The following is a 26,158-nucleotide window of genomic DNA, read 5'->3' as shown; positions in this document are numbered from 1 at the left end:
AATATACATTGGTTTGACAACTTTATAGATAGAGGAGAACGCCTATGTATCCTGCCCCTTTTATTGCAGTGGAAGGCCCAATTGGAGCCGGAAAAACAACCTTGGCTACAATGCTTTCAAAGGAATTTCAATTTCCTTTAGTAAAAGAAATTGTAGAAGAAAATCCATTCTTAGATAAATTTTATGAAGATATGGAACAATGGAGCTTTCAGCTTGAGATGTTTTTTCTATGTAATCGGTTTAAACAGTTAGAATCTATTGAAGAGAACTATGTCAAAAAACAGCAGCCGATTGTCACTGATTATCATGTCTATAAAAATATGATATTTGCAGAAAGAACCTTATCCAAAAAGCATATGGATAAATACAGAAAGATCTATCACTTGCTGACAGATGATCTTCCTAAACCAAATGCCATGATCTATATAAAAGCCAGCCTTCCCACCTTACTTGATAGAATAAAGATGAGAGGCCGATCTTTTGAAGAAGACATTGATCCAGCTTATTTAAAAACCCTGATTGAAGATTATGAGTTGGCCATCGAGCATTTAAAACAAACTGACCCAGGGCTTCCTATCATTACAATTGAAGGCGATCATACAGACTTCGTTTCCTCACAGCAAGATTACCAGCAAATTGTACAGAACATAAAGGAGCAAGTACTATGAAAAATATTGAAATACCAAAGGATGCTGTCATTACAATTGCAGGTACAGTTGGTGTCGGAAAATCGACCATGACGAAAACAATAGCGGACAAGCTAGGGTTTCAAACTTCTCTCGAAAAAGTAGATGATAATCCATACTTAGAGCCTTTTTATTCAGATTTCCAAAGATGGAGCTTTCATTTACAGGTCTATTTTCTAGCTGAACGTTTTAAGGAACAGAAACGAATCTTCGAGTCTGGTGGAGGTTATGTACAAGATCGGTCAATTTATGAGGACACTGGTATTTTTGCTAAAATGCACGCAGACAAAGGTACCATGTCAGAGGTAGACTATGAAACGTATACAAGTCTATTTGAGGCGATGGTGATGACACCTTACTTCCCTCACCCAGATGTCCTCATTTACTTACATGGGGATTTAGATCATATATTACATCGTATTGAAGAGCGCGGGAGAGAGATGGAAACTCAAACCGATCGAGCATATTGGGAAGAAATGTACACTCGATATACGGAATGGATTGAACAATTTGATCTGTGCCCTGTGATTAAAATTAATATTGAAGATTACGACTTACTTCATGATGAAAGCTCACTTGATCCAATTCTTCATGAAATTGCTTCTGTTATTCAAAAAAATCGCTCTAACACAAAATAAAAAAAACCGCTGCATTTCTCGAATGCAGCGGTTTGACAATTTCCAATTTTTATGCGTTTCAATTCAACTAAGGTAAAATCAATATGGCGGAGGAAGAGGGATTCGAACCCCCGCGGGCTTTGACACCCCTGTCGGTTTTCAAGACCGATCCCTTCAGCCGGACTTGGGTATTCCTCCGTATCGACAAGAATTAATATATCATATCATCTTATTTTAAGTCAACATCTTTTCGAAAAAAATTTCAACATTTGATTTTGGTATGATGTTTAGCCTATAAAAAGCTAAAATGAACTTTATTTTAGCCTTTTGTCTTCTTTTCAGCGTAATAGAAAACCTTTGAAGTCTAGGAAGGACGAGTACTGGCGCGGAGCGAATTTGGCATTCGTGAGCACCAGCACGCAGGACTGACAAAGAATGCGAGGGTTTGTCTACACGCTGAAGCAGCCGATTATCGGCTGCTCTTCATCTATTACGTATCCTGTCTAATTTCTTCTATAAAAAGATTCATCTCTTCTTTAAAATCATTTAATGACTCAATAATCTTTGTAAAGTCTGTCACTTGTTTAGCTTGTTCGTTTGTTGAACTGCTGATTTGTGAGATATTTTCAGATAAAGTGCCAATGCTGTCTTGGATTTCTTTTAAAAATGCATTAATGGTTTCAGCTGCTTCCTTTGATCCATCTGATAACTTTCGTACCTCGTCTGCAACAACAGCAAAGCCTTTTCCATTTTCACCTGCTCTTGCCGCTTCAATTGCAGCATTGAGTCCTAACAGGTTTGTTTGTCTCGCAATACCGCCAATGGTTTTGACGACTTCTTCAATGTTTGCGGATTTCTCTTCTGCTCTTCCGGCCTGCTCACTAATTTCTAAGCTTGTCGCAGCCAGTTCTTGAGAATGAGCAGCAATTTGCTCAATTCCACCTTGTAACTCTTTCGCTACTTTATTGATATGTTCCATATAGCCGCTTAATTTCTTCTCACGATGATGTGAAAAAGCCACTAAAAAAGAGCCAATCACTTTTCTATCTTCATCAAAAATCGGATAACCTTTTACAGCAATTTCATAACCATATAAAGACTCTGGCAAATGCCCATCATATTCTTGTCCTCTTAATGTCGTCGCCACGTTTTGGTCCTCTGGGTTTAAAGCGTCCCCTACTTTAATGCCAAAATCTACTGTGGTCGATGGATAATAGCAAAGTACCTTTTCTGTATCAGTGATGCCGAAAAGGACACTTTCATCTAGAACTTTTCTGAGTAATTGAGCCATTTCAACATAATAGTCAAGCCTATTCAAGGTTATTCCTTCTTTCCTAGATGCTTTTAGTTCTTTTATCGGCTTATTTTAGAAAAGCTGTAGAAGTTTAGGTAAAAAGAATAAGATGCCATGACGGCATCTTATTTTATCACTTCTTTATTTCCCATATAAGGACGTAACACCTCAGGAATGATCACTGTTCCATCCTCTTGTTGATAGTTTTCTAAAATGGCTGCAACAGTTCTTCCTACTGCTAAACCAGATCCATTTAATGTATGGACGTGTTCTGGCTTGGCTTTAGGCTCAGGGCGGAAACGAATGTTTGCTCGTCTCGCTTGGAACGCTTCAAAGTTACTGCAAGAAGAAATTTCACGATACGTATTTTGGCTTGGAATCCATACTTCGATATCATATTTCTTCGCAGCCGTAAAGCCTAAATCTCCTGTACACATACTCATGACACGGTATGGCAGGTTCAATAATTGAAGAACTTTTTCTGCTTGGTTTGTTAGTTTCTCTAATTCTTCATAAGAATCTTCTGGTCTGACAAATTTCACAAGCTCTACTTTGTTAAATTGGTGCTGACGGATGAGTCCGCGCGTATCTCTGCCGGCAGAACCAGCTTCTGATCTAAAGCAAGCACTAAACGCTGCATAATTGATTGGCAGCTGCTCTCCTTCAAGAATTTCGTCACGGTGCATATTCGTAATTGGCACTTCAGCCGTTGGAATGAGGAAATAATCTTCTTCTCGAATTTTAAAAGCATCCTCTTCAAACTTTGGAAGCTGTCCGGTTCCTGTCATGCTTGCTCTGTTGACCATATAAGGTGGTAGTACTTCAGTAAAACCAAATTCATCTACGTGTAAATCCAGCATAAAGTTATAAAGTGCACGCTCTAACCGTGCGCCTAGCCCTTTATAAAAAACGAAACGGCTTCCTGTCACTTTTCCTGCACGTTCAAAATCCAAAATTTTCAGTTCATCCGCTACATCCCAATGCGGCTTTGGTTCAAATGAGAAGGCTGGCTGTTCGCCCCATTTTCTCACTTCAATGTTGTCATCTTCTGTTTCACCGACTGGTACAGAATCATGAGGGATGTTTGGAATTGAGAACAGGATGGTTTGCAGGCTTTCCTCTACTGTTCTTAATTCATCATCCAACTTCTTAATCTCATCGCCTACCTCACGCATTTCTTGAATAATGTGATCGGCGTCTTTCTTTTCTCTTTTTAGAACAGCCACTTGCTGTGATACTTCATTTCTTCGGCTCTTTAATACTTCTGTTTTGCCGATTAATTCTCTTCTTTTTTGATCCAGCTCACCAAACTTATCAAAATCCGCTAAATCTTCACCTCGATGGGCTAATTTTTCTTTGATTTGATCAAAATCCGTGCGCAGTTGTTTAATATCCAGCATGTGTAACACTCCTTTTTTATCGAAAAATAAAAAGAGCCCTCATCCCATGAAAGGGACGAGAGCTCTCGCGTTGCCACCCTGATTGAAAACACGCCAAAAGCATGCTTTCCTCTTTCCTCTGTAACGGCATCACCGTAAATGCTTACTTCGTGTTTCAGCATTTCGCTCAAGGATGGATTCAGAATGCATCTTTCACCGATTCTCACCAACCATCGGCTCTCTGAGAAAGAGGGGCTTCTTACTATTTCCCGTCAACGCTTTTTCGATCTTTGATTGTGATTTTAATGTACTATAAGTTTTATCTCTTTTCAACCGTTTTATACAGCAAGCTTCGTTTTATAGGACTCCACCATCTCAACAAACAGCTGTGTTAACCGGTGGTCATCTGTCAGCTCTGGATGAAAAGAACAACCTAAGATATTGTTTTCTTTCGCCATCACAATCCTGCCGTCATACTCAGCCATGACCTCTACGCTCTCATCTGCGCTGATGATATGAGGCGCACGGATGAACACTCCTGTAAACGGCGCATCCAGTCCTTTCACTTCTACATCTGCTTCAAAGCTGTCTACCTGTCTGCCAAACGAATTACGTGCAACAGATACATTTAACAGGCCAAGATGAGCATCTTCTCGATCTTCTATATGCTTTGCCAGCATAATCAAACCGGCACAAGTCCCAAATATCGGTTTACCTTGAGCAGCGAACGCTTTAATCGGTTCAATGAATTGGTACGTATCCATGAGTCTTCTCATCGTCGTACTTTCACCACCAGGGATAATGAGACCGTCAACAATTTCTAACTCCTCTACCCGCTTGATGATCTTTCCCGCTGCGCCACAAGCTTCAATCGATTGAATATGCTCTCTCACCGCTCCTTGAAGCCCTAGTACACCAATTGTTAGCATGTTCGTTTGCGCTCCCTTAATTACCAGCCACGCTCTTGCATACGCTCTTCTGGCAATAGATTTGAAATTTCAATTCCTTTCATCGCTGTTCCAAGCTCTTTAGAAAGCTCTGCAATTAGACGGTAATCTGTGAAATGAGTCGTTGCTTCTACGATCGCTTTTGCAAATTTAGCTGGATTGTCTGATTTGAAGATACCAGAGCCGACAAATACACCATCTGCTCCAAGCTGCATCATGAGTGCTGCATCTGCTGGTGTCGCAACACCTCCAGCTGCAAAGTTTACAACTGGCAATTTGCCTTCTTTTTTAATTTGAAGCAATAATTCATAAGGTGCGCCCAGATTCTTGGCTTCTGTCATCAATTCATCTTCACTCATTGCCGCCACTTTACGAATTTGAGCATTGACCTTTCTCATATGACGAACAGCTTCTACAATATTTCCTGTACCAGGCTCACCTTTTGTACGAAGCATAGATGCACCTTCTGCAATACGACGAGTCGCCTCACCTAGATCACGGCAGCCACATACGAAAGGAACCGTGTATTCATTTTTATTTAAATGGAATTCCTCATCTGCGGGCGTCAGCACTTCACTCTCATCAATATAATCAACACCAAGTGCTTCAAGAACACGAGCTTCCACGATGTGACCGATACGTGCTTTTGCCATGACTGGAATCGTTACTGCATTTTGTACTTCTTCCACGATTCTTGGGTCTGCCATACGGGCAACACCGCCTGCTGCACGGATGTCAGCTGGTACTCGTTCTAGTGCCATTACTGCCACTGCGCCTGCTTCTTCTGCGATTTTTGCCTGCTCAGCATTGACGACATCCATAATGACGCCACCTTTTTGCATTTCTGCCATTCCACGTTTAACTCGTTCAGTTCCCTTATTGCTCACAATTGTTTCCTCCCATTTGTCTATTCGATTGATTCAACACCTTTATCATACAAGCGATAGAGTATAACAATAAAGAGAATAGTATAACAATTCAATCAGCTCACAAAAAAGAAGAAACCCTTATATATCAAGGTTTCATAGTAAAAAAGGCATCATTCCCTCTTTTAAGTGTTATTAACATGTTATAATGCATCTATAACAATTCGAAAACATCTATAACAATTCCACACCCATTGGAGGATTTTCATGCATATTGATATCCATCGACATTCAGATACATCTCTTTCGAATCAGATTTACTTTTCCATCGTTGATCACATTCAATCAGGTCTGCTTCAGCAAGGCGATAAGCTGCCGACTGTACGTGATCTAGCGAAACAGCTGAATGTAAGTCTTGTCACAGCAGCAAAAGCCTATACACGGCTTAAGGACGACGGATTTTTAACGACTGTACAAGGAAAAGGTACGTTTGTGAATGAGCAGCATGAGCACACTGACATCCCGGTTCAGTCATCTACTTCTTTCGATTGGCAGTTATCGATCCCTGATTATTTACCAAGGTCTCAATTTGCTCAGTATCACTATGTCGAAGAAGCCATTAATCTTTCTTCCTCTATGATTGATCCTGGTCTTTTACCTAACCGGTATTTAGAAAAAGAAATGCAGCATGTCCTAGCCCGGCATCCTCAAATCATGTCAAAATACGGAGAAATACAAGGTGACCTTCAGCTTCGTCAGGTCATTCAATCATTTCTAGAAAAATTAGATGTCCCTTCTACTCCTGAAAATATCCTTGTCACTAGCGGTTCTCAGCAAGGGCTTGATTTAGTAGCACGTACATTTATCGGGCCGGATGATGTAGTTGTCATGGAGGCGCCCACCTATCCAGGCGCAATTGATGTCTTTATGGGGAGAGGGGCACGAATTATTACGGTTCCTGTCGATCATGAAGGAATGAACATGAAACAGCTTCAAAGCATTTGTGATAAATATAAACCAAAGCTCATCTATACCATTCCTACTTTTCACAGTCCTACAGGCGCCAGTATGTCGTTGAAACGAAGAAAACAGCTGCTTTTACTGGCACAAAGCATTGATTGTCTCATTGTAGAAGATGATCCTTATCGTGAGCTTTATTTTGAAAAGAAACCGCCGGCACCTATTAAAAGCCTGGATCACGATGGACACGTCATTTATTTACGAGGATTAAGCAAGACACTGGCTCCAGGATGCAGAATTGGAATTATTACTGCGTCAGGCTCTATATTTAACCGTTTATTAGCAGCAAAGGCCAATAATGATTTAGGGAGCCCACTTCTCACCCAAAAGGCTATTTTACCGTTTCTCACATCCAAGAAAATGATCGATCATACGAAAAAATTAAGAACTGCCTTGAAGGTGAGACGCGATTTGATGATGGATGTGTTGACAAAGCATGCGCCAAAGGACGTCACGTGGCAAATCCCACAGGGCGGGCTCAATTTGTGGCTTAGCTTTCCTTCCTGGGTCGATACACGTGCCCTATTACATGAGGCACGGAAGCAGCAAATCACCTTTCTGCCTGGCTCTGTCTGCTATCCTGGGGAGCCGAAGCAGAATTATATACGTCTCAGTTTTTCTTATGTGAATGAAAAGTCACTGACAGAAGGGATGGAAAAGTTATGTGGTATTTTTCAGCAGGCCTTGTCTACACCTCAAAATCACAAACAATCTCTTTTCTTTTAACGATAAAAAAACTGCTCTCACATATAGAGAGCAGTTTTTTATTAGAACCAACCTTTTACTGTGTCGACGATTCCGCCCCAAATGCCAGCGAAGAATCCTCCTACACCACGCATTGCAAGGATGAACCAGTTTGCTTTTTCATCACCTGTTTTCGTCACAAGCTCAACACCTGATTGGTCTTTACTCAAATAGCCGTAGTCCTTCTCATCACCAGAATAAGAAGTCGTCAGCATGCCAACCTTCGTTCCTTTTTTAATAGGAGCTTCTAGGTTCTTTTTATCAATATTTACTTTCGCTTTATAGCTCTTCTCATCACCATTTTTAACCGGTACAGAGAAAGCTTCTTTCGTCACGACGGGTACTTCTTTATCTTTCCCTTTATCAACTTCGATGTTTTCATGTCCCTTGATTTGTTGGCCTTTTTTGTACATTTCTTTCATCGTGAAGTTTTTAAAGGCATAATCGAACAATTTTTTCGCCACATCAAAACGAGCTGTATGAAGATTTCCTTTAGCATTCAGGACAACTGCGATCACACGCATGTCACCACGTTTTGCTGTACCTGTGAAGCTAGAACCAGCTGAATCAGTAGAGCCCGTTTTCAGACCGTCTACGCCTTCATATTCTTTCACAAGTCCTTTAAGCATAAAGTTCCAGTTTGGCATGTCCATTTCGTCATCTGTGCCTTCTCTGAACTTTGTTTTCGCGATGCTTGCTGTTTCAAGAATTTCTGGATGATCTTTGATGAGATGCTGTGCAAGCAAAGCCATATCCTTTGCAGAAACTTCGCTTTCTTCATCAGGTCCCGTACCTTTTGGCTGTTTGCCATGTAAGTCTTTATTTTCTAATCCAGTTGCATTCACGAATTTGTAATTGGTTAAGCCAAGTTCTTTTGCTTTTGCATTCATTTTTTCAACAAACTTTGATTCTGATCCAGCGATTACCTCTGCTAGACCAATTGCTGCTGCATTTGCTGAATAAATAGCCGTTGCTTGATAAAGTTCTTTGACAGTATACGAACCATCTTTTCTCAATGGAACATTGGATAAACTACGGTCCTGAGAAATTTCGTACACGTAATCATCTGGCGTATATGTTTGATCCCATTTCACTTTGCCTTCAGCAATCGCCTCTAGTAATAGATACTCTGTCATCATCTTTGCCATACTTGCAATAGGCAGTCTTTGTTCTGCGTTTTTACTATAAAGAATTTTACCTGTAGAAGCTTCAATAAGGATGGCTGCTTTCGCATTCACATTGAATGGATCTTCAGCCGCTTTTGCTTTGGACATTGGGGTAAATGCAGTAACAATCAATGCCAATGCAAGGATAGAGACCATAAGCTGTTTCAACATCTTGCTGTTCAATCGTCATACCTCCGTATTCATCTTTTTTCGACGTTTTTCATATATATTTAATCCACAAGGGCTTATTTCGACACAACAGTATAAATTTTATCACAATAAAGACAAAAAAAATAGACAGAGTCATAGACCCTGTCAAATGTAATTTGATTGTCACAATTTATCAAGAAATTGTGTAGTTTGGTGATTCTTTTGTAATTTGTACATCATGTGGATGGCTCTCACGAAGACCTGCACCTGTCATGCGAATGAATTGTGCTTCTTCTCTAAGAGTACGTAAGTCCTGTGTTCCACAGTAGCCCATACCAGAGCGAATACCGCCAACGAGTTGGTAAACAGTGTCAACAACTGGTCCTTTATACGGTGTACGTCCTTCGATACCTTCTGGAACGAATTTTTTGTTATCTTCTTGGAAGTAACGATCTTTACTTCCTTTTTCCATTGCAGCAACAGAACCCATACCACGATATACTTTGAAACGTCTGCCTTGGAAAATTTCTGTTTCTCCTGGGCTTTCAGATGTACCAGCAAGAAGGCTTCCCAGCATAACAGCATGTCCACCAGAAGCTAATGCTTTCACGATATCACCTGAATATTTAATTCCACCATCTGCAATAATAGATTTACCATGCTTTCTTGCTTCTGTTGCACAGTCATAAATCGCTGTGATTTGTGGTACACCGACCCCTGCAACAACACGTGTTGTACAAATCGATCCTGGTCCAATACCCACTTTTACAATATCTGCTCCAGCTTCAAACAATGCTTTTGTTGCTTCAGCTGTTGCAACGTTACCAGCAATGATATTAAGAGAAGGATACGTTTCACGGATTTTCGATACAGTGTCTAGAACACCTTGAGAATGACCGTGTGCTGTATCAATGACGATCACATCAACATTGGCTTCTACTAATTTTTTCACACGAGTCATTGTATCGCCAGTGACACCTACAGCGGCACCAACAATTAAACGGCCATGTGCATCTTTAGAGGAGTTAGGGAATTCGATCACTTTTTCAATATCTTTGATGGTGATGAGACCTTTTAATGTTCCTTCGTCATCTAAAAGAGGTAATTTTTCAATTTTATATTGCTGAAGGATTTTTTCAGCTTCTTCTAATGTTGTTCCAACAGAAGCTGTCACAAGTTCCTCTTTTGTCATCACGTCGCTAATCTTCATTGAATAATCCGAAATAAAACGAAGGTCACGGTTGGTAATAATCCCAACAAGCTTTTGATCTTGTTCGTTATTAACAATCGGTACACCAGAAATACGATATTTACCCATTAAATGTTCTGCATCGAATACTTGATGATCCGGTGTTAAGAAAAATGGATTTGTAATAACACCACGCTCTGAACGTTTTACCTTGTCCACTTGTTCAGCTTGCTGCTCAATAGACATGTTCTTATGGATGATTCCAAGACCACCTTGACGTGCCATTGCAATCGCCATTTGTGATTCCGTCACAGTATCCATTCCTGCACTAATAATTGGAATGTTCAGCTTTAAAGTGCTTGTTAACTCAACTGATAAATTGACATCACGCGGAAGCACCTCAGACTTTGCTGGAACAAGCAACACATCGTCAAACGTCAAACCTTCTTTTGAAAATTTACTTTCCCACATTAGTAAATCCCCCTCTTTTCGGCAAAATATTATATGTAGATTATCAACTAGGAAACAGCATGTCAAGGAAGCAACAAACAGTTGCAATTTTTAGAAAATATAAAGAGAGTTGAGGAAGAAGATGAAAAGTTCAGGATGGAAGGATTTAAAACGTTTTTACTCACTTGAAACTTCCCAAAAGTTTCTATTTCAACAGTACGAGAAACGGAACATTCAGGAGGCAAACCAGCAGGCCTATAAAAACTGTGAACGATTTATTTACTTTTTAAAGCACGGTCATACATTTTATGACCAAGCCGCATCAGCTCCACTTGAACTAAAACCGATTTTATTGTTTTATGGAATGGCACAGCTGTTAAAAGCATGTTTGCTGACAGTGGATCCCGACTATCCTTCTCAAACCTCTGTCTTAGCTCATGGCGTCACCTCAAGAAAAAGAAAGAAGCAACATTATCGTTTTAGTGAGGATGAAGTCAAGATTCAGCGAAACGGATTATGTATGCATGTATTAAAGCACTTATTTCATTTAAATGGTCTTGAAGATGAACGATTTACGATGATCAATCTCCTTTCAAAAATACCTGAAATGGGTCATATTCTTGAGTTTCAAAAACAGCCCGCGACTTTAGTGAAAGTAGAGCAAGCCAATGGCATGTTGATTCAAGATCATATTCCCTTGCTCTATAATATGTCTGCCGAACGTTTTATTGAATATTTTGAGTTCCATACAACTTGGAAGCTTAAGCAACGAGAGGCTAAAAAACTAACATTTGATGTATTTTCAGAAGAAAACCCTGCTCTTGCTACTCATCTTCATTATGATTTAGAAATGAATCAATGGTTCATTCCAGCAACACGAGATGCCTTTTTAGGGATTCCTGAGATCATCAGCCATTACTTGTTAATGTATAACCTCAGTATGATTGCCCGCTACGAAACAGAATGGTGGTACGAGCTTTTATCTCAATACATTAGTGATGATTATGTCATGATTGAACGTTATATGGAGATTGCAGAGGACAAGTTTCCGGCTTATATCATGATGCTGCTAGAAGAAAACACAAAAAAGACCAGTTCCGACTGGAACTGATCCTTTGAAAAGCTTGGCGGCGTCCTACTCTCACAGGGGGAAACCCCCAACTACCATCGGCGCTGAAGAGCTTAACTTCCGTGTTCGGTATGGGAACGGGTGTGACCTCTTCGCTATCGCCACCAAACCTGATGGAGAGAATGTTCTCTCAAAACTAGATAACAATGTTCATTTTTCACATTAGAATATAGGTTAAGTCCTCGATCTATTAGTATCTGTCAGCTCCACGTGTCACCACGCTTCCACCTCAGACCTATCAACCTGATCATCTTTCAGGGATCTTACTTCCTTGCGGAATGGGAAATCTCATCTTGAGGGGGGCTTCATGCTTAGATGCTTTCAGCACTTATCCCGTCCGCACATAGCTACCCAGCGATGCCCTTGGCAGAACAACTGGTACACCAGCGGTGCGTCCATCCCGGTCCTCTCGTACTAAGGACAGCTCCTCTCAAATTTCCTGCGCCCGCGACGGATAGGGACCGAACTGTCTCACGACGTTCTGAACCCAGCTCGCGTACCGCTTTAATGGGCGAACAGCCCAACCCTTGGGACCGACTACAGCCCCAGGATGCGATGAGCCGACATCGAGGTGCCAAACCTCCCCGTCGATGTGGACTCTTGGGGGAGATAAGCCTGTTATCCCCGGGGTAGCTTTTATCCGTTGAGCGATGGCCCTTCCATGCGGAACCACCGGATCACTAAGCCCGACTTTCGTCCCTGCTCGACTTGTAGGTCTCGCAGTCAAGCTCCCTTGTGCCTTTACACTCTGCGAATGATTTCCAACCATTCTGAGGGAACCTTTGGGCGCCTCCGTTACATTTTAGGAGGCGACCGCCCCAGTCAAACTGCCCACCTGACACTGTCTCCCTGCCCGATAAGGGCAGCGGGTTAGAAGGTCAATACAGCCAGGGTAGTATCCCACCGATGCCTCCACCGAAGCTAGCGCTCCGGTTTCCAAGGCTCCTACCTATCCTGTACAAGCTGTACCAACATTCAATATCAGGCTGCAGTAAAGCTCCACGGGGTCTTTCCGTCCTGTCGCGGGTAACCTGCATCTTCACAGGTACTATAATTTCACCGAGTCTCTCGTTGAGACAGTGCCCAGATCGTTGCGCCTTTCGTGCGGGTCGGAACTTACCCGACAAGGAATTTCGCTACCTTAGGACCGTTATAGTTACGGCCGCCGTTTACTGGGGCTTCAATTCGCACCTTCGCTTACGCTAAGCGCTCCTCTTAACCTTCCAGCACCGGGCAGGCGTCAGCCCCTATACTTCGCCTTACGGCTTCGCAGAGACCTGTGTTTTTGCTAAACAGTCGCCTGGGCCTATTCACTGCGGCTTCTCGGGGCTTTAACACCCTAAGAAGCACCCCTTCTCCCGAAGTTACGGGGTCATTTTGCCGAGTTCCTTAACGAGAGTTCTCTCGATCACCTTAGGATTCTCTCCTCGCCTACCTGTGTCGGTTTGCGGTACGGGCACCTCTCACCTCGCTAGAGGCTTTTCTTGGCAGTGTGGAATCAGGAACTTCGCTACTAAATTTCGCTCGCCATCACAGCTCAGCCTTCACGGGAAACGGATTTGCCTATTTCCCAGCCTAACTGCTTGGACGCGGATATCCAATACCGCGCTTACCCTATCCTCCTGCGTCCCCCCATTGCTCAAATGGTGAGGAGGTGGTACAGGAATATCAACCTGTTGTCCATCGCCTACGCCTTTCGGCCTCGGCTTAGGTCCCGACTAACCCTGAGCGGACGAGCCTTCCTCAGGAAACCTTAGGCATTCGGTGGACGGGATTCTCACCCGTCTTTCGCTACTCATACCGGCATTCTCACTTCTAAGCGCTCCACCAGTCCTTCCGGTCTGACTTCACTGCACTTAGAACGCTCTCCTACCACTGTTCGTAAGAACAGTCCGCAGCTTCGGTGATACGTTTAGCCCCGGTACATTTTCGGCGCAGAGTCACTCGACCAGTGAGCTATTACGCACTCTTTAAATGGTGGCTGCTTCTAAGCCAACATCCTGGTTGTCTAAGCAACTCCACATCCTTTTCCACTTAACGTATACTTTGGGACCTTAGCTGGCGGTCTGGGCTGTTTCCCTTTCGACTACGGATCTTATCACTCGCAGTCTGACTCCCAAGGATAAGTCATCGGCATTCGGAGTTTGACTGAATTCGGTAACCCGGTAGGGGCCCCTAGTCCAATCAGTGCTCTACCTCCGAGACTCTTACCTTGAGGCTAGCCCTAAAGCTATTTCGGAGAGAACCAGCTATCTCCAGGTTCGATTGGCATTTCACCCCTACCCACACCTCATCCCCGCACTTTTCAACGTGCGTGGGTTCGGGCCTCCATTCAGTGTTACCTGAACTTCACCCTGGACATGGGTAGATCACCTGGTTTCGGGTCTACGACCACGTACTCATGCGCCCTATTCAGACTCGCTTTCGCTGCGGCTCCGCATCTTCTGCTTAACCTTGCACGGGATCGTAACTCGCCGGTTCATTCTACAAAAGGCACGCCATCACCCGTTAACGGGCTCTGACTACTTGTAGGCACACGGTTTCAGGATCTATTTCACTCCCCTTCCGGGGTGCTTTTCACCTTTCCCTCACGGTACTGGTTCACTATCGGTCACTAGGGAGTATTTAGCCTTGGGAGATGGTCCTCCCGGATTCCGACGGAATTTCACGTGTTCCGCCGTACTCAGGATCCACTCTGGAGAGAACAACATTTCAGTTACAGGGCTGTTACCTTCTTTGGCGGGCCTTTCCAGACCTCTTCGCTTATATCGTTCCTTTGTAACTCCGTATAGAGTGTCCTACAACCCCAAGAGGCAAGCCTCTTGGTTTGGGCTGTTCCCGTTTCGCTCGCCGCTACTCAGGGAATCGCATTTGCTTTCTCTTCCTCCGGGTACTTAGATGTTTCAGTTCCCCGGGTATGCCTTCTCATACTCTATGTATTCAAGTATGGATACTACTCCATTACGAGCAGTGGGTTTCCCCATTCGGAAATCTCCGGATCAAAGCTTGCTTACAGCTCCCCGAAGCATATCGGTGTTCGTCCCGTCCTTCATCGGCTCCTAGTGCCAAGGCATCCACCGTGCGCCCTTTCTAACTTAACCATTTCTTACTTTAGAAAGAATCACTATGTGTGATGAACTTTGCATTGCATTCAATGTGAATGTATTACTTATTGTTATCTAGTTTTCAAAGAACACGTTGGTGGAGCCTAGCGGGATCGAACCGCTGACCTCCTGCGTGCAAGGCAGGCGCTCTCCCAGCTGAGCTAAGGCCCCGATTTAATAGAAGATGGTGGGCCTGAGTGGACTCGAACCACCGACCTCACGCTTATCAGGCGTGCGCTCTAACCAGCTGAGCTACAGGCCCATCTTTCATATCGAAGATATGATGTTGTAGGATCTTTTGCAAGTTCCTTCAAAACTAAACAAGACGAAAAACGTACGCTGCTCCATATATCCTTAGAAAGGAGGTGATCCAGCCGCACCTTCCGATACGGCTACCTTGTTACGACTTCACCCCAATCATCTGCCCCACCTTCGGCGGCTGGCTCCATAAAGGTTACCTCACCGACTTCGGGTGTTGCAAACTCTCGTGGTGTGACGGGCGGTGTGTACAAGGCCCGGGAACGTATTCACCGCGGCATGCTGATCCGCGATTACTAGCGATTCCAGCTTCACGCAGTCGAGTTGCAGACTGCGATCCGAACTGAGAACAGATTTGTGGGATTGGCTAAACCTTGCGGTCTCGCAGCCCTTTGTTCTGTCCATTGTAGCACGTGTGTAGCCCAGGTCATAAGGGGCATGATGATTTGACGTCATCCCCACCTTCCTCCGGTTTGTCACCGGCAGTCACCTTAGAGTGCCCAACTGAATGCTGGCAACTAAGATCAAGGGTTGCGCTCGTTGCGGGACTTAACCCAACATCTCACGACACGAGCTGACGACAACCATGCACCACCTGTCACTCTGTCCCCGAAGGGAAAGCCCTATCTCTAGGGTTGTCAGAGGATGTCAAGACCTGGTAAGGTTCTTCGCGTTGCTTCGAATTAAACCACATGCTCCACCGCTTGTGCGGGCCCCCGTCAATTCCTTTGAGTTTCAGTCTTGCGACCGTACTCCCCAGGCGGAGTGCTTAATGCGTTAGCTGCAGCACTAAGGGGCGGAAACCCCCTAACACTTAGCACTCATCGTTTACGGCGTGGACTACCAGGGTATCTAATCCTGTTCGCTCCCCACGCTTTCGCTCCTCAGCGTCAGTTACAGACCAGAGAGTCGCCTTCGCCACTGGTGTTCCTCCACATCTCTACGCATTTCACCGCTACACGTGGAATTCCACTCTCCTCTTCTGCACTCAAGTTTCCCAGTTTCCAATGACCCTCCCCGGTTGAGCCGGGGGCTTTCACATCAGACTTAAGAAACCGCCTGCGAGCCCTTTACGCCCAATAATTCCGGACAACGCTTGCCACCTACGTATTACCGCGGCTGCTGGCACGTAGTTAGCCGTGGCTTTCTGGTTAGGTACCGTCAAGGTGCAAGCAGTTACTCTTGCACTTGTTCTTCCCTAACAACAGAGCTTTACGATCCGAAAACCTTCATCACTCACGCGGCGTTGCTCCGTCAGACTTTCGTCCATTGCGGAAGATTCCCTACTGCTGCCTCCCGTAGGAGTCTGGGCCGTGTCTCAGTCCCAGTGTGGCCGATCACCCTCTCAGGTCGGCTACGCATCGTCGCCTTGGTGAGCCGTTACCTCACCAACTAGCTAATGCGCCGCGGGTCCATCTGTAAGTGACAGCCGAAACCGTCTTTCATCCTTGAACCATGCGGTTCAAGGAACTATCCGGTATTAGCTCCGGTTTCCCGGAGTTATCCCAGTCTTACAGGCAGGTTACCCACGTGTTACTCACCCGTCCGCCGCTAACATCCGGGAGCAAGCTCCCTTCTGTCCGCTCGACTTGCATGTATTAGGCACGCCGCCAGCGTTCGTCCTGAGCCAGGATCAAACTCTCCGAAAAAGTACAAAACCGAAGTTTTGTTTTTCGTCAGCGTTTGACTGACTACCTATGAAGTATCATAGGATTTTTTTATAAAAACTCGAATTAACAGGTACGTTTTGTCTTGTTTAGTTTTCAAAGAACTTGTTTGTCACTCTCTCAAAGCGACCACTTAAATATATCATATATCTCTATCAATAGTCAACATTTTTCTTGAAAAACATTTTATTTTTTTAAGAAGTTTTTGTTATGAAAGAGATAAAAAATAGAGCCTCTTTTTGCTCCTTTGAAAGATTAACACATATCTATGAAAAAAGCATTATAAACTTCAAAAAAAATCATGTTTTTTCAAAAAAAAATAAAGCCGGTGAAAAACCGGCTTTATCTTTACTCAGATTGCTCTTGATCTGACTCTACATTTTCTACGTTTTCTTCACTATTCTCTTCATCGTCTTCTGGTGATTGTTCTACTAATGCCACTGTAGCGACATGTTCATCATCACCTAGACGGATCAGGCGGACACCTTGAGTGACTCGGCCTGTTGTGGAGATATCTGAAACAGCCATACGGATGATGACACCACTACCTGTAATAATCATCAAGTCTTCTTCAGCTTCAGCGTTAGTCGCCTTCACTGCAACAAGCGGACCGTTGTTGTCAGTGATCTTGCATGTTTTCAGACCTTTACCACCACGGCTTTGGACACGATATTCTTTTTCAGGCGTTAATTTACCATAACCTTTTTCAGTTACGATCAATACGTTTGCATCTGGCTCAAGGATTTCCATTCCAACGACGATGTCATCCTCAGAAAGTGTGATCCCTTTAACTCCAGCTGCTGTACGTCCCATTTCACGAACATCTGTCTCGTCGAAACGAATGAGCATTCCTTTTTTCGTTCCGATGATGATTTGTTTTTCACCATTGGTTAAACGAACAGCCATCAATTCATCTTCATCACGCAGGCTGAGTGCAATCAAACCATTGTTTCGGATGTTTGCAAATTGAGACAATGACGTTCGTTTCGATACACCGTGTCTTGTTGTAAAGAAGAGATACGAATCTTCATCAAATTCGCTGACTGGAATAATGGCGTTTATCCACTCTCCCTTTTCTACTTCAAGAAGGTTAATAATCGGAATCCCTTTCGCTGTTCGTCCGAATTCAGGGATCTCATAGCCCTTCGCTCGATAAACCTTCCCTTTATTAGAGAAGAAGAGAATCGTATCGTGCGTAGATGTTGAGATCAGCTGTTCAACGAAATCATCTTCGTTGGTTCCCATTCCTTGTACACCTTTACCGCCTCTTTTTTGACTGCGGTATGTTGATGCAGGCAGGCGCTTAATATAACCATTATGAGTCAGTGTGATCACAATATTTTCAACAGGAATCAAATCTTCGTCTTCGATTGTTTCTATACCCGCTGTCACAATTTCTGTGCGGCGCGTATCATTGAAGCGTTCTTTGATTTCTGTTAATTCTTCTCTAATGATTTCTAGAACTTTCTCATTGTCTGCTAGAATGGCTTTCAATTCAGCAATCAAGTCAACAAGCCCTTTGTATTCATCTTCTATTTTCTCTCTTTCTAAACCAGTCAAACGCTGGAGTCGCATATCGAGAATGGCCTGTGCTTGTTTTTCAGACAAGCTATAGTTTTCCATCAAACCATTTCTTGCAATTTCAGCAGTTTGAGAGCCTCTAATTAAGGCAATGACCTCATCTAAGTGATCAAGCGCAATTCTTAAGCCTTCTAAAATATGAGCTCTTGCTTCCGCTTTACGCAATTCATACGCCGTTCTTCGACGAATGATCACTTTCTGATGCTCAAGGTAATATTCGAGACATTGTTTGAGAGACAACACTTTCGGCTGTCCATCAACAAGTGCAAGCAAGTTAATACCGAAGGACGTTTGAAGTGTCGTTTGTTTATAAAGATTGTTTAATAGAACATGGACGTTTGCGTCTCTTCGTAGTTCAATGACAATTCTCATTCCATTACGGTCAGATTCATCACGAAGATCTGTAATGCCATCAATCTTTTTATCACGGACAAGATCAGCGATTTTTTCGATCAAACGAGCTTTGTTAACCTGATAAGGAATCTCGTTGATGACAATGCGCTGCTTACCACTAGATGTTTCTTCGATATTTGACTTTGCACGTAATGTAATAGAGCCTCGTCCTGTTTCATACGCTTTACGAATACCACTTCGGCCAATGATTTGTCCCGCAGTTGGGAAGTCTGGACCTGGAATGATGTCCATTAGTTCCTGTGTCGTCATTTCAGGATTTTGACTAATTGCCAATACCCCATCAATCACTTCACCTAGTTGGTGAGGCGGGATATTCGTTGCCATCCCTACAGCGATTCCAGTTGCCCCGTTCACTAATAAGTTCGGGAACCTAGCAGGCATAACGACTGGCTCTCTTTCACTGCCATCGTAGTTATCTTGATAATCAATGGTGTCCTTTGTGATATCACGCAGGATCTCCATCGAAATTTTAGAAAGACGTGCCTCGGTATAACGCATGGCTGCTGCACCGTCTCCATCGACAGAACCAAAGTTCCCGTGCCCTTCAACCAGCATATTACGATAGTTGAAATCTTGCGCCATCCGAACCATCGCTTCATATACAGCGCTATCACCGTGAGGGTGGTACTTACCGATAACTTCCCCAACGATACGTGCAGATTTCTTAAATGGTTTATCACTTGTCATACCTAGGTCATTCATCGCATACAAAATTCTTCGATGCACGGGCTTCAATCCGTCTCGCACATCTGGTAATGCACGCGAAACAATAACACTCATTGCATAATCTAAAAAGGACGTACGCATTTCATGGCTAATATTCACTTCGCGTACATTTGGTGTATGTTGTTCACTCACTATAAGAACCTCCCTTTACGTATCACATGAAATAAATTATGTGGGAGTAAAATATGTATTTATCTTCACAAGACTATTCTCCATTATATCAATAATCTTGCCTTTATACACATTTATTTACTAGAAAATCAACGAAACGCAGAAAACCAGGACATTCGTTTCACGCCCCTGTTTCTTGAAAAACAACCTTATTCCAAACAAGAAATAAGGTTGCTCTCAAGGGGGATACCTATCTAAATATCAAGATTTTTTACGTATTGTGCATTTTCTTCGATAAAGTTACGTCTCGGCTCTACTTTATCTCCCATTAGCATTTCAAAAGTCTCATCAGCATCGATTGCATCCTCAAGTGTCACTTGAAGAAGTGTTCTCGCATCAGGATCCATTGTTGTTTCCCAAAGCTGAGTAGCATTCATCTCTCCAAGACCTTTATAACGCTGAAGTCCAGGTTTCGGTGTTTGAGGCAGTGTTTTTAACAGTTCATCTAGCTGTTTATCGTTATACACGTATTCAACACGTTTTCCTTGCTGCACTTTATATAAAGGCGGCTGTGCAATATACACATAACCATTTTCAATAATTTCACGCATGTAGCGATAGAAGAATGTTAGGAGTAGCGTCCGTATATGCGCTCCATCAACATCAGCATCAGTCATGATCACAATTTTGTGATAACGTGCTTTCTCTAAAGTGAAGTCTTCTCCGATTCCAGTCCCTAGCGCTGTAATCATTGAACGAACCTCGTTGTTGGATAAAATTTTATCTAGTCGGGCTTTTTCAACGTTTAGGATCTTCCCTCTTAACGGTAAGATCGCTTGGAAATGTCGATCACGACCTTGTTTAGCAGATCCGCCCGCAGAATCTCCCTCTACGATATAAAGCTCAGAGATGGAAGGATCTTTAGAAGAACAGTCTGCCAGTTTCCCAGGCAAGCTAGAGACTTCCAGTGCACTTTTACGTCTTGTCAGCTCACGTGCCTTTTTGGCAGCCATTCTTGCACGAGCTGCCATCACACCTTTCTCCACAATTTTCTTTGCAGCATCAGGGTTCTCTAAGAGGAATTTCTCAAGTGCTTCGGAGAAGAGGGAGTCGGTAATGGTTCTTGCTTCTGAGTTACCGAGCTTTGTCTTCGTTTGTCCTTCGAACTGAGGGTCTGGATGTTTGATAGAGATAATGGCTGTTAAGCCTTCTCGTACATCTTCTCCGCTCAAATTCGAGTCACCATCTTTGAATACGCCATTTTTACGAGCATAATCATTGATGACACGCGTCAGACCGGTTTTAAAGCCAGCTTCGTGTGATCCACCTTCATATGTGTTGATGTTATTGGCGAAAGAATAAATATTGCTTGTATAGGAATCGTTGTATTGCAGTGCAACTTCAACGGTGATTCCGTCTTTTTCACCCTCGATGTAAACTGGTTCTTCATGAACGACTTCCTTCGAGCGATTCAAATGTTCTACATAGCTCTTAATACCGCCTTCATAGCAGTATTCGTTTCTTCGCTCTTTGCCTTCACGTAAGTCTTCAATGATGATGTTGACGCCTTTTGTTAAGAAAGCTAACTCACGTACACGGTTAGCAAGTGTGTCGTAATCAAATTCAATGGTTTCAGTGAAAATTTCTGGATCTGGCACAAAATGAGTGGTTGTCCCTGTTACATCTGTTTCACCAATGACCTCTAAATCTCCAACTGGAACACCGCGTTTGAATTGTTGATAATGAATTTTCCCATCACGATATACGGTCACGTCTAAGGTCGTAGATAACGCATTAACAACAGATGCCCCTACACCATGCAGACCGCCAGATACTTTATAACCGCTGCCGTCAAATTTACCACCAGCGTGAAGAACCGTCATAATGACTTCTACAGCAGGACGTCCCATTTTTTCGTGAATCCCAACAGGAATTCCGCGGCCGTTATCTTTCACTGTGATGCTATTATCTTTTTCAATTTGCACTGTAATGTCTGTACAATAACCAGCTAAAGCCTCATCAATACTGTTGTCGACAATTTCCCATACAAGATGGTGAAGTCCTTTTGCACTGGTTGACCCAATGTACATTCCTGGACGTTTTCTAACCGCTTCTAGTCCTTCGAGCACCTGTATCTGATTTTCATCATAACTATTATGTTGCTGTTCCATTGCCACGTACATTCACCTACACTTTTCTTAAACGATATATTTATATGAATTGAGCTTTTAGACTTCAATTTCAATCACAAATGAAGCACGTTTTTTGAGCGTGCTTGAGGAAAGAGGAGAGTAATACACGGATTCAGTTGTGACGACGATGGATTTGGGTGTCCCTTGTGACAACGAAATGATTTGTTCTTCTTGTTTTTGAAGAAATTCCTCTACAACAGAAGATGACCTCATTTTGTAATCAACAATTGCGACAATCTCTCGTGTAGAAACAACACAATCATCACCTAAATGAATATACAAGACTCACACCTCATTTATCAGTCAATTACTTTTCCACTGGCTACTCTGAAAATTTCCGCTTCTTTCAGGGTGGCGTGGTCGATGCCTTCAACACTCGTAGTGGTGACAAAGGTCTGTACACGTCCCTGAATGGTATGGAGCAAATGAGACTGTCTGTAATCATCAAGTTCAGATAAAACATCATCGAGTAGAAGAATTGGGTATTCACCGATTTCTTCATGAATCAGATCAATTTCTGCCAGCTTTAGTGAAAGAGCTGTTGTTCTTTGCTGCCCTTGAGAGCCATATGTCTGAACATCCCGACCATTCACAAAGAAAAGAAGATCATCTCTGTGAGGCCCCCATAGCGTCACCCCTCGGTCTATTTCTCTGTCTCTTAGTTTCTGAAACGATTCTTCATAGCTATTTTTTATTTTCGACAAGTCTGACGCTTCTGATACCTCTATGGCCGTCTGGTATTGGAGCGTGAGCGTTTCCAGCTCTCTTGAAATCCCAAAATGCAGCGGCTGCGCCCATTTTTCGAGCTGTTTCGTAAAAGTCAGTCGTCTTTTGACAACCTTCGCTGCCGCATCAATCAACTGCTCTGTTAAAATCTCCAGCATCGCTTGATCCGTTTGCTTTCTTGTTTGCAATTGTTTCAAGTAATGATTTCGCTGAGTGAGGATTTTTTGATAGAGCGATAAATCATGCAAGTAGACAGCAGACACTTGTCCAATCTCCATGTCGAGGAATCTTCTGCGGATTTGCGGGCTACCTTTCACAAGGCTGAGATCCTCTGGTGCAAACATGATGGTGTTCAAGGCACCAACATAATGACTGAGTTTCTGTTGTTCAATGTGATTGACCTTGCCCTTTTTTCCTTTTTTTGAGATCACGAGCTGCATGGGGAGTGGACCATTTTTTTTGATGACTCTACCTTCTATTTTAGCATAGTCTTCGTCCCATCGGATAAGTTCTTTATCATTTGACGTACGATGAGACTTTGCCATCGACAATACATAGATCGCTTCCATCAGGTTCGTTTTACCTTGGGCGTTCTCACCAATCATCACATTCACCTTATTGTCGAATTGAAGCTCGGTGTGTTCATAGTTTCGGTATGAAGTTAACGCCAGACTTTGAATGTACATGTATTGTCACCCGTTTCTAATTCACAACTTGAAATGTGCCGTGACCTTCTATCTCGACAACATCACCTGGGTATAATTTGCGTCCCCGTCTATTATCTGGCTCTTGATTGATGAACACCTCATGTTCACTTAAAAACCACTTCGCCATTCCACCAGATTGAATGACTTCGGCTAATTTCAAAAACTGCCCTAATGTAATCATTTCTGTTTCAATCGTTATCAGATTAGGCATTGTATCGACCTCTTTCAATATCACTAATATCTAATTGTACTAAAAAACAAGACAAGAAGGAAAGGGGGAAAGCGAACTGGGATGAAAGAAAGCTGAGGAAATGAGGAAAAAAGCTGCTGTGCGCTCACACAGCAGCCATTTTAGACCAAATTAATACGTTCTAACTGGAAGAATCAATTGCAAAATGGAATCATCATTTGGCGTGCGTAATAGGAATGGTCTCATTGCGCCAGTGAAACTGACATGAATCTCTGTTCCCTCTAATACTTTTAAAGCATCAAGCATATATTTCGGACTGAAAGAGATTTTGAGATCCTCCCCTTTAATGTCATCTGCTTGCACCGTTTCAACTACTTTACCGATTTCAGGCGAATTAGAAGAAATTTCAAGGCTTTGCGCAGGATCAGCAGAAAGCTTCACAACGTTGTTACGCCCTTCTCTTGCTAAAAGTGACGCGCGATCAATCGCTTGAAGGAATTCTTTCGTATTCACCACTACATCCGTTTTACTTTCTTGCGGAATGAGGCGAGCTGTATCTGGGTAATTACCATCCAGCAATCTTGAGAAGAACAGCACGTTCTGTGCTTTAAAGAGAACCTGTGTCTCCGTAATGACGATGCTCACAAGATCTTGTCCATCATCAAGAATTTTACTTAGCTCTGTTAAACTCTTTCCAGGAATGACCACATTGTACGAGCTTTCCTCGTTAATATCCAACTTCGCTTTTCTTAAAGCAAGACGATGACTATCCGTTGCTGTGCATATTAATTCACCTTTTTCAACCTTCCAGTTTACACCTGTCAAGATAGGTCGTGTTTCTGAGGTGGACACTGCGAAAACCGTTTGACGGATAAGGTTTTTAAGCAAATCTGTTGGAATTTGAAAAGCATGATGCTCTTCAATTTGTGGCAGATGCGGATATTCTTCAGCATCTAAGCCGTTTAAATTAAATTCTGCTGAACCAGAGCGGATGATGGTCAGATGATTTTGTTCTACCTCAATTTCGACAGTAGACATAGGCAGTTTCTTAACGATTTCGCTAAAGAAGCGGGCTTGCAGCACAATACTTCCTGGTCGATCAATTGTAATGACTTCTAAATCTCCATCTCTTTGAGGAATAAAAGATTCGATTGAGATATCAGAATCGCTCCCTGTGAGAGAAACCCCTTCGTCAGATGCAACAATTTTAATCCCTGTCAAAATAGGAATCGTTGTTCTAGAGGATACGGCCTTTAATACATCTTGGACACTTTCAACAAGACGATCTTTTTGAATCGTGAATTTCATAGTGGTCCTCCTAATTTTTCTTAATGACATGAATATATATTTATTTAATAAAAATCGTAGAAGTACTAGTAGGGCCTGTGAATATGTGGATAAGTCAGTAGAAAGAAAGGAAAGACAGCCTATCCACATGTGGACAGACTGTGTATGACTATGCTCTAGTTATTCACATTTTCCCGTACTTATCTTATCAGCTTGATTATTTTAGTTGTTCTTTGATCTCTTTGACATGCTGCTGAAGCTGTTCATCTTCAACGATTAATTTTGAAATTTTCTCATGAGCATGAATGACGGTCGTATGATCTCGTCCACCAAATTCTTCTCCGATTTTAGGTAGAGAGGAATCTGTCATTTCTCTAGAGAGATACATCGCAATTTGTCTTGGATAAGCAACTGATTTCGTACGTTTCTTCGCTTTGAAATCTTCTAATCGAATATTAAATTGCTGCCCTACAATTCTTTGAATATCTTTAATTGTAATTACCTTAGGTTTTGATGAAGGAATGATGTCCTTTAGGGCTTCAGCTGCTAGATCAGCATTGATGTCTTTATTGATTAAAGAAGAGTAAGCAACAACACGAATCAAAGCACCTTCCAGTTCCCGAATGTTGCTGTCGATTTGATTGGCAATATAAAGCATGACTTCATTCGGAATGTCTAAACCTTCTGCTTTTGCTTTTTTACGTAAGATCGCAATACGCGTTTCTAGATCTGGCGGGGTAATGTCTGTAATTAAGCCCCATTCGAATCGAGAGCGTAATCTGTCTTCAAGTGTCGGAATTTCCTTTGGCGGACGGTCACTAGAAATGACGATTTGCTTACTTTCTTCGTGAAGTGTGTTGAATGTATGGAAAAACTCTTCTTGTGTTTGTTCTTTTCCTGCTAAAAATTGAATATCATCTATCAAAAGCACATCTACATTCCGATAGCGATTACGGAAATCGACTGCTTTGTTGTCTCGGATTGAGTTGATAAATTCATTTGTAAATTTTTCAGATGATAGATAGACCACTTTGGCTGATGGATTATGGTCGATGACGTAATGACCGATCGCATGCATTAAGTGAGTCTTTCCTAAACCAACGCCCCCATAAATAAAAAGCGGGTTATATGCTTTTGCTGGTGCTTCTGCGACTGCAAGTGAAGCGGCATGAGCAAAACGGTTGCCTGAACCAATAACAAAAGTATCAAATGTATATTTTGGATTCAGCATATTTTGTGGAATTTCAACGGGTTCTTCTTTCGACATTTTTTTGATTGGAGATTTTGGCATGGCTTCCTCTTCGTCCTGATTTTGAGGAATGATAAATTTGATGCTGAGCTCTTCGCCTGTCAGTTCATAGATGGTATCTGCAATTAAGTGAAGGTATCTTGACTCGAGCCAGTCTCTTGCAAATTCATTAGGTGCAGTAATAGTCAGCGTATCTCCTTGAAGAGAATGGGCTTTAGTGGACTTCATCCATGTTTCAAAACTAGGTTTGCTCAATTTTGTCTCTATTTTTTGAAGTGCTTTATTCCACAGATCCAAAATATTTTCCAT

At 42.7% G+C, this 26,158-nt stretch carries 16 protein-coding genes, 3 tRNA genes, 3 rRNA genes, 1 pseudogene and 1 other annotated feature; of the genes and pseudogenes, 4 read left to right on the top strand and 19 right to left on the bottom strand.

Annotated elements, in window-relative coordinates; all coding sequences use genetic code 11:
• Positions 1-44 precede the first annotated feature (44 nt).
• Together MHB38_RS00115 and MHB38_RS00110 are read left to right on the top strand one after the other, a co-directional pair.
• Entirely contained in the window at positions 45-668 is a 624-nt protein-coding gene (locus tag MHB38_RS00115; protein ID WP_017366700.1) for a deoxynucleoside kinase, read from the top strand.
• Positions 665-1,324: a deoxynucleoside kinase gene (locus tag MHB38_RS00110; protein WP_024719578.1), complete on the top strand. Its 660-nt coding sequence runs from the start codon at positions 665-667 to the stop codon at positions 1,322-1,324. Before MHB38_RS00115 ends, MHB38_RS00110 begins: the two co-directional genes overlap by 4 nt.
• A gap of 84 nt (positions 1,325-1,408) precedes the next feature.
• On the opposite strand, the gene MHB38_RS00105 is transcribed toward MHB38_RS00110, so the two are convergent.
• The 5 genes and pseudogenes from MHB38_RS00105 to pdxS all read right to left on the bottom strand — a co-directional run bounded on the left by MHB38_RS00105 (position 1,409) and on the right by pdxS (position 5,810).
• Positions 1,409-1,501 (bottom strand) — tRNA-Ser (locus MHB38_RS00105).
• Between the two features lie 292 nt (positions 1,502-1,793).
• A pseudogene (locus tag MHB38_RS19530) lies at positions 1,794-2,126 on the bottom strand (methyl-accepting chemotaxis protein); the annotation flags it as partial.
• A gap of 596 nt (positions 2,127-2,722) precedes the next feature.
• A complete protein-coding gene (gene serS / locus MHB38_RS00095) occupies positions 2,723-3,997 on the bottom strand; it encodes a serine--tRNA ligase (protein ID WP_008342028.1) in 1,275 nt (424 codons plus the stop codon).
• Between the two features lie 48 nt (positions 3,998-4,045).
• Positions 4,046-4,261 (bottom strand) — a binding site (T-box leader).
• Between the two features lie 53 nt (positions 4,262-4,314).
• Positions 4,315-4,905, bottom strand: a complete 591-nt coding sequence (gene pdxT / locus MHB38_RS00090) for a pyridoxal 5'-phosphate synthase glutaminase subunit PdxT (RefSeq protein ID WP_008342030.1) — start codon at positions 4,903-4,905, stop codon at positions 4,315-4,317.
• 20 nt (positions 4,906-4,925) lie between these two features.
• Positions 4,926-5,810 (bottom strand): pyridoxal 5'-phosphate synthase lyase subunit PdxS, encoded by an 885-nt coding sequence (gene pdxS, locus MHB38_RS00085; protein ID WP_008342033.1) that lies wholly within the window; start codon positions 5,808-5,810, stop codon positions 4,926-4,928.
• Positions 5,811-6,056: 246 nt separating this feature from the next.
• Here pdxS and pdxR point away from each other — a divergent pair, with 246 nt between their 5' ends.
• Positions 6,057-7,535, top strand: coding sequence for a MocR-like pyridoxine biosynthesis transcription factor PdxR (gene pdxR, locus MHB38_RS00080; protein ID WP_202734072.1), 1,479 nt, complete (start codon positions 6,057-6,059; stop codon positions 7,533-7,535).
• A 41-nt stretch (positions 7,536-7,576) separates the two neighbouring features.
• On the opposite strand, the gene MHB38_RS00075 is transcribed toward pdxR, so the two are convergent.
• Both MHB38_RS00075 and guaB read right to left on the bottom strand, forming a co-directional pair.
• Positions 7,577-8,902 carry a D-alanyl-D-alanine carboxypeptidase family protein gene (locus tag MHB38_RS00075; RefSeq protein ID WP_008342036.1) on the bottom strand — a complete coding sequence of 442 codons (1,326 nt, stop codon included), beginning with the start codon at positions 8,900-8,902 and terminating at the stop codon, positions 7,577-7,579.
• 160 nt (positions 8,903-9,062) lie between these two features.
• Entirely contained in the window at positions 9,063-10,529 is a 1,467-nt protein-coding gene (gene guaB, locus MHB38_RS00070; RefSeq protein WP_008342039.1) for an IMP dehydrogenase, read from the bottom strand.
• Positions 10,530-10,650: 121 nt separating this feature from the next.
• Between guaB and MHB38_RS00065 the strand changes: the two genes are divergently transcribed.
• Positions 10,651-11,619, top strand: a complete 969-nt coding sequence (locus tag MHB38_RS00065) for a YaaC family protein (protein ID WP_072368517.1) — start codon at positions 10,651-10,653, stop codon at positions 11,617-11,619.
• An 11-nt stretch (positions 11,620-11,630) separates the two neighbouring features.
• On the opposite strand, the gene rrf is transcribed toward MHB38_RS00065, so the two are convergent.
• From rrf to dnaA, 12 genes are all read right to left on the bottom strand, one after another.
• Positions 11,631-11,746, bottom strand: a 5S ribosomal RNA gene (gene rrf / locus MHB38_RS00060).
• A gap of 61 nt (positions 11,747-11,807) precedes the next feature.
• A 23S ribosomal RNA gene (locus tag MHB38_RS00055) occupies positions 11,808-14,738 on the bottom strand.
• 98 nt (positions 14,739-14,836) lie between these two features.
• Positions 14,837-14,912: transfer RNA gene (locus MHB38_RS00050), tRNA-Ala, on the bottom strand.
• Between the two features lie 14 nt (positions 14,913-14,926).
• Positions 14,927-15,003, bottom strand: a tRNA-Ile gene (locus MHB38_RS00045).
• A 96-nt stretch (positions 15,004-15,099) separates the two neighbouring features.
• Positions 15,100-16,648: ribosomal RNA gene (locus MHB38_RS00040) — 16S ribosomal RNA — on the bottom strand.
• Together the 16S, 23S and 5S rRNA genes with 2 tRNA genes alongside form the textbook arrangement of a ribosomal RNA operon.
• A 366-nt stretch (positions 16,649-17,014) precedes the next feature.
• Complete coding sequence (gene gyrA, locus MHB38_RS00035; protein ID WP_046526899.1) at positions 17,015-19,519, bottom strand: DNA gyrase subunit A; 2,505 nt, start codon at positions 19,517-19,519, stop codon at positions 17,015-17,017.
• A 233-nt stretch (positions 19,520-19,752) separates the two neighbouring features.
• Entirely contained in the window at positions 19,753-21,669 is a 1,917-nt protein-coding gene (gene gyrB, locus MHB38_RS00030) for a DNA topoisomerase (ATP-hydrolyzing) subunit B (RefSeq protein ID WP_026050185.1), read from the bottom strand.
• A gap of 57 nt (positions 21,670-21,726) precedes the next feature.
• Positions 21,727-21,972, bottom strand: coding sequence for an extracellular matrix regulator RemB (gene remB, locus MHB38_RS00025; protein WP_008360920.1), 246 nt, complete (start codon positions 21,970-21,972; stop codon positions 21,727-21,729).
• Between the two features lie 17 nt (positions 21,973-21,989).
• The gene (gene recF / locus MHB38_RS00020; protein WP_007497487.1) at positions 21,990-23,102 is read right to left on the bottom strand and encodes a DNA replication/repair protein RecF; all 1,113 of its coding nucleotides are present in this window, start codon (positions 23,100-23,102) and stop codon (positions 21,990-21,992) included.
• Positions 23,103-23,118: 16 nt separating this feature from the next.
• Positions 23,119-23,334 (bottom strand): S4 domain-containing protein YaaA, encoded by a 216-nt coding sequence (gene yaaA / locus MHB38_RS00015; RefSeq protein WP_008347598.1) that lies wholly within the window; start codon positions 23,332-23,334, stop codon positions 23,119-23,121.
• A 150-nt stretch (positions 23,335-23,484) separates the two neighbouring features.
• Positions 23,485-24,621, bottom strand: a complete 1,137-nt coding sequence (dnaN, locus tag MHB38_RS00010) for a DNA polymerase III subunit beta (protein WP_008347596.1) — start codon at positions 24,619-24,621, stop codon at positions 23,485-23,487.
• Between the two features lie 196 nt (positions 24,622-24,817).
• Positions 24,818-26,158 carry a chromosomal replication initiator protein DnaA gene (dnaA, locus tag MHB38_RS00005; protein ID WP_008347594.1) on the bottom strand — a complete coding sequence of 447 codons (1,341 nt, stop codon included), beginning with the start codon at positions 26,156-26,158 and terminating at the stop codon, positions 24,818-24,820.

Origin of the sequence: Bacillus sp. FSL K6-3176 (genome assembly GCF_038003325.1) — a bacterium.
Classification (GTDB): Bacteria; Bacillota; Bacilli; order Bacillales; family Bacillaceae; genus Bacillus; species Bacillus altitudinis.
Note: the sequence above shows the minus strand (reverse complement) of the source record. Positions and strands in the feature narration are given on the sequence as shown.